This is a genomic window from Streptomyces sp. NPDC004561, assembly GCF_053602155.1.
Window position 1 is genome coordinate 1 of sequence record NZ_JBSGDB010000576.1, and the last position, 5,075, is coordinate 5,075.

The 5,075-nt window shown below is 70.9% G+C and carries 4 protein-coding genes and 1 pseudogene; 1 reads left to right on the forward strand and 4 read right to left on the reverse strand.

The genetic code is table 11. The features are described 5' to 3' along the window. The 4 genes from ACWEN3_RS41075 to ACWEN3_RS41090 all read right to left on the reverse strand — a co-directional run. Positions 1-1,643 (reverse strand): class I adenylate-forming enzyme family protein (locus tag ACWEN3_RS41075; protein WP_452982208.1); only part of this gene is annotated, 1,643 nt, incomplete at its 3' end. A 450-nt stretch (positions 1,644-2,093) separates the two neighbouring features. Beyond that, on the reverse strand, positions 2,094-2,354 hold the full coding sequence (locus tag ACWEN3_RS41080) for a hypothetical protein (protein ID WP_452982211.1): 261 nt from the start codon (positions 2,352-2,354) through the stop codon (positions 2,094-2,096). 135 nt (positions 2,355-2,489) lie between these two features. Then, the gene (locus ACWEN3_RS41085; protein WP_452982214.1) at positions 2,490-3,185 is read right to left on the reverse strand and encodes a response regulator; all 696 of its coding nucleotides are present in this window, start codon (positions 3,183-3,185) and stop codon (positions 2,490-2,492) included. After that, positions 3,157-4,398, reverse strand: coding sequence for a sensor histidine kinase (locus ACWEN3_RS41090; protein ID WP_452982217.1), 1,242 nt, complete (start codon positions 4,396-4,398; stop codon positions 3,157-3,159). The genes ACWEN3_RS41085 and ACWEN3_RS41090 overlap by 29 nt, the downstream gene beginning before the upstream one ends. A 573-nt stretch (positions 4,399-4,971) precedes the next feature. Here ACWEN3_RS41090 and ACWEN3_RS41095 point away from each other — a divergent pair. Continuing rightward, positions 4,972-5,075: pseudogene (locus ACWEN3_RS41095) on the forward strand (DNA-directed RNA polymerase subunit alpha); the annotation flags it as partial.

Below are 5,075 nucleotides of genomic sequence, written 5' to 3' on the forward strand. Positions count from 1 at the left end.
CGAACCGGCCGAGCCGGTCCCACCAGGTCGAGGACGGCGTCGGGCACCGCCGACAACCGCGCGCGGAACTCGGCCGAGGCGGTCCGCCGCTCCGCCGCGAGCCGCCGCACCAACTGCTCGGCGAGCGCCGCCCGTGCGATCTTGCCGGACGGGGTGCGGGGGACGGCCTCGGTCTCGTAGATCTCGTCCGGCACCTTGTACCCGGACAGCCGCTCCCGGCAGACCTCGATCGCCCGCGCCGTGTCGATGCCGTCGGGTCCGGGGACGACCAGGGCGACCGGCACCTCCCCCAGGACGTCGTGCGGTCTGCCGACCACGGCCGCGTCCGTGACGCCGGGGCAGCTGAGCAACGCCCGCTCCACCTCGGTCGGGTTGACGTTCTGACCGCCCCGGATGATCAGCTCCTTGACCCGGCCGGTGACGCGGAGAGAGCGGTGCGGCAGGCGCCGGCCGAGGTCTCCGGTGCGGTACCAACCGTCGCTGAACACCTCGGCCGTGGCATCGGGACGGTTGTGGTAGCCGGCCATCAGGCCGGGACCACGGACCCAGATCTCCCCCTCGTCCCCGTCGGCGACCTCGGCACCGGTGTGCGGGTCGGCCAGCCGGATGCTGAGCCCCGCCAGCGGAGGACCGCTGGAATCCTCGTCGCGGGGCCCGTCGAGCCGGTCGACGGCGATCTTGCCGCACGTCTCGGTGGAGCCGTAGCCGTCGAGCAGCGGGGCGGCGAGCACGCTGCCGATCTCGGCCTTCAGCTCGGGAGGACAGGGTGCGCCCGCCGTGACGCACACCCGCAACGAGGAGGGCACGGCGCACGGCGCCCGCCGCAGCGAGTCCAGCAGCAGGCGGTAGGTGGTGGGGACCCCCGCCACCATGGTGAACGGCTCGGCGGTGAGCGCCTCGACGACGTTCCCGCCCCGCTCCAGCAGATACGCACTGGCGCCGACCGAGACCACACCGAGCAGGCACAGGGAGTGGGCGTAGCAGTGGAACATCGGCAGGGGCCAGAGCAGCCGGTCCCGCTCGCCCAGCCCGTATGCCGGCACGTAGGCCGCCGCCACCGACCAGAGGGCGGAGCGCTGTGTGGAGACGACGCCCTTGCTCTCCCCGGTGGTGCCCGAGGTGTACAGGATCCAGGCCGGGTCGTCGAGGCCGAGGTCGTCGCGGGGCGGGCGGCCCGGATCCGTGCCGGCCAGGTCCTCGAAGACGAGCACATCGTGCGATGCGCCGCCCTGGCCGACGGCGACCACCCGCGTCCCGGGCCGGGCGGAGGCCAGCGGGATGACCAGCGGCAGCAGTTCCGCCTCCGTGATGACGACGGTCGCGCCGCTGTCGTCAAGGAAGTGTGCCAACTCCTCCTCGGAAGCAGCGGTGTTGAGCATCACGCCGACCGCCGCGGCCCGAAGGACCCCGAGGCATGCCTCCACCACCTCTACGCGATTGCCGAGATGGACGGCGACTCGGTCCCCGCGCTGAACCCCGAGCCGTGCGAGATGCCCGGCCAGCCGACCCGTGCGTTCTTCCAGCGCCCGATAGGTGACGGTTCGCCGAGCATCGCGGTAGGCGGTCTTGCCTCCCAACCGGGCCGAGTGCCCCCGCAGGGTACCGGGCAGCGCACGCACCAACTCGGCCTGAAACTCAGGCATCCCCACCCCTTTGATCACGCGCTGGTCGGAAAAGACAGTACGTCAGTCGGCCAGGGATTCGTCGGTTGACTTTCGGCGGGCGGGTGACGGGTAGGACGTCGCCCTTGCGGAAGGACGGGTGGGCGACCTCGCCTTCCACCTGGACTATGGCGTTCCACCTGGACGATGGCGGCGCCTCCGCTCCTGCGCGCGTTCGTCCTCGGGTGCGGTAGGGGTGCGACAGGGGGACGGCGGCGCCAGACCAGGGTGCGCAGGGGCTGGCCGAAGAGCTGTGCGCTCCTGGGCGGCGGTGTGATGGGCGATGCGACGCCACTCAAATTAGAGCGCATGTTCGATCTTTTGCAGTGACACCTCAACGAGGCGGACCTCGAGGCCGTCGGCGTTGGCAAATGCCGGGCCCACGCGAACCGCGGAGCCGGCCTCTGCAATCGTCCACCGTCGGGCCTGGCGTCAGCTGATGTTCTTGGTCCTGCTGACCCACTGCGGCAGTGTGAGCCGTCCGGCCATGGGAGCGGGCTTGCGGCGACGTGGGGGCACGTGGCTGCGCTCGGATCGGCCGTCGAGGTAGCCGTGCGGGTCGCGGTGAGTGCCGCAGGCCAGGGAATCTCGGAGGAGGGTCAGATGCGGCGCCACGGCTGCCAGGCAGTCGTTCGCCGGGCGGACCGCCGTTGTCCGGTCGTAGTCGCCGGTCCGGATGGGGGTTTCGATCATGGTGAGACCTCCGTTCGCAGTCTCACCTTCCCCCAGCGAGGACCCCTCGCGCGTCGTCCCCGCGCAGCGATTCCTGGGTACCACGGCCGCGGTATCCGGCGCGCCCGCCTACAGCCGGGGCAGACATGCCGACGGCTACGTGGGAACCTCCGGACGCACTGGTTCCGGCGCCGGGCTGGCGAGCCCGCACTGGTAGGCGATGACCACGAGCTGGGCCCGGTCGCGGGCCGTCAGCTTGGTCATGGCCCGGTTGACGTGGGTCTTGACGGTCAGCGGGCTGACGAACAGGCGCTCGGCGATCTCGTCGTTCGACAGGCCCAGCGCCACCAGCCCCAGGACGTCGCGTTCCCGTGGCGTCAGGCATTCCAGCCGCTCGTGCACCTCTCCCGGGCAGGGGTTCGGCTGCGCGAGGAAGCGCCTGATGAGCGCGCCTGTGGCCGCGGGTGACAGCAGCGCATCGCCGGCGGCGACCGTGCGGACGGCCTCGACCAGTTCCTCGGGGCGCGCGCCCTTGCCCAGGAAGCCGCTCGCTCCGGCCCGCAGTGCCTCGGCCACGTGCTCGTCGTCCTCGAAGGTGGTCAGGATGAGCACCTTCACCGCTGCGAGATCTGCGGACTCGCTGATCAGCCGGGTGGCGTCGAGGCCGTCCATCTCCGGCATGCGGATGTCCATCAGCACCACGTCCGGGTGCTGGGTCCGCGCCAGCTCCACCGCCTCGTGGCCGTTGGACGCCTCGCCGACCGTCTCCATGTCGCCGGTGGAGTCGAACAGCATCTTGAAGGTGCCCCGCAGCAGGGCCTGGTCATCGGCAAGCAGTACGCGAATCGTCATGCCCGTCCCTTCTCGGTGTCTCGCCGATCGGCAGGCCGGGGCGCAGCGGCAGGTCGGCCGTCACGCTGAAGCCGCCCTCAGGGCGCGGTCCCGCGTGCAGCCGGCCCCCGACCGTGGCCACCCGCTCACGCATCCCGATCAGCCCGTGCCCGGTGCCCGCGGGCGGAGGCCGATGCCGCGCGGTTCCTCCGTCGTCCTCGACCGTGATCGTCAACCGTTCGGGGTGATGGTGCAGGATCAGCCGGGCGTGGTCGGCCCCGGCGTGCTTGCGCACGTTGGTCAGGGCCTCCTGAACTATGCGGTACGCGGCCAGGTCGACCGCCGGTGCCAGTTGGGCGGCGGTGCCGTGCCGGGTGTGGTCGACGGCCAGGCCGGCGCGTTCGAAGGACGCCAGAAGCACCGGTATGTCGACCAGGCCCGGTGCCGGGTTGCGCGGCACGATCGGATCGCCCGACTGCCGCAGCAGTCCCACGGTCACCCGTAGTTCGTCGAGCGCCGACCGGCTGGTGTCCCTGATGTCCTCCAAGGCGGTCAGTATCTGTTCCGGGTGCTGCTTCGCGAGATGGGCGGCCACGCCTGCCTGGGCGTTGATCAGTGCGATGTGGTGCGCGACGATGTCGTGCAACTCGCGTGCGATGCGGACCCGTTCGGCCGCCACTCGCTGCTGGGCCTCCTGTTCACGCGTGCGTTCCGCGTGCTCCGCCCGTTCCTCCACGGCGGCAACATAGGCGCGGCGGGAGCGTAGGCCGTCGCCGACGGCAGCGGGCAGCGCCGTCCAGGCCAGCAATGCCGCGTTGTCGGGGTTCAGCCATGAGTGAGGGGCGCACAGGATGGCGGTGCTCAGCAGGATGGCGACCGAGGCGGACGCGGCGGTCCAGGTGGTACGCCGGTCGGTCAAGAGGGCCACGGTGTAGACGGACAGCAGAACCGGGCTGATCACGAGCGGGCTCTCCCGGAATCCGAGGACCAGGAAGCTCACCCCGGTGCCGAGTGCGACGGCCAGTGCGCCGATCGGGTGGCGGCGCCGCCAGATCAGTGAGGAGCAGCCGACAGCCGCCAGTACCACGGCAGTCCAGCGTAATGAGAATCGGTGCTCGTGCGGTTCGATCGAGGCACCCACCACGGACAGCAGGAACAGGACAGCCAGGCCCAGCGCGTGCTTCACACCGATCCGGGTCGGCGCGTGCCGCCTTTCGTCACTGATCAGCACCATGCCACCACCGTAGGGTCGCCGGCCGGATCGGGCATTGTGTCGCCACCCCAAGGCCGCAGGGCGCAGACGGAGGCGTTCGCCACGGTCAGACGCGGATGATCGCCACGTCACCGCCACGTGCCAGGCCTGATCAGGGGGTCGCGTCACCATGACGAAGGCGGTCGGTACTGCCGCACCGGCCAGGGCGCTGACCAGGGATCGCGTACGGCCGGGTGGCGGTAGCCCAGGTAGGCGAGGCTGATGCGGACGACAGCACGCATCGGGGCGGGCAGCACGATGACGAGGCGGAGTAGCGTGGGGTTGATGGAGGTCCCCCTCAGGTCGGCCCGCCCATCTGCGCCTGCATGAATGCGGACGGACGGCCCGCCCCCTTCGGGGGCCCCAAGGCCGTGGCCCGACTGAGCACGCAGAGTGGTGGTTCGCGGGGCAACGCCTACTGAGCCTGTCGGCCGCCGTCCGACCGGCAGACACGCGGGGTCGAGCGGTACGGCTTCATTCGGAGGCCGCACAGCACGTACCCTTCATCGTCTACGGCGTCAGATAGCGGGCGCCAAACACTGGAGGCAATACCTCGTGCTCATTGCTCAGCGTCCCTCGTTGACCGAAGAGGTCGTCGACGAGTTCCGCTCCCGGTTCGTGATCGAGCCGCTGGAGCCGGGCTTCGGCTACACCCTCGG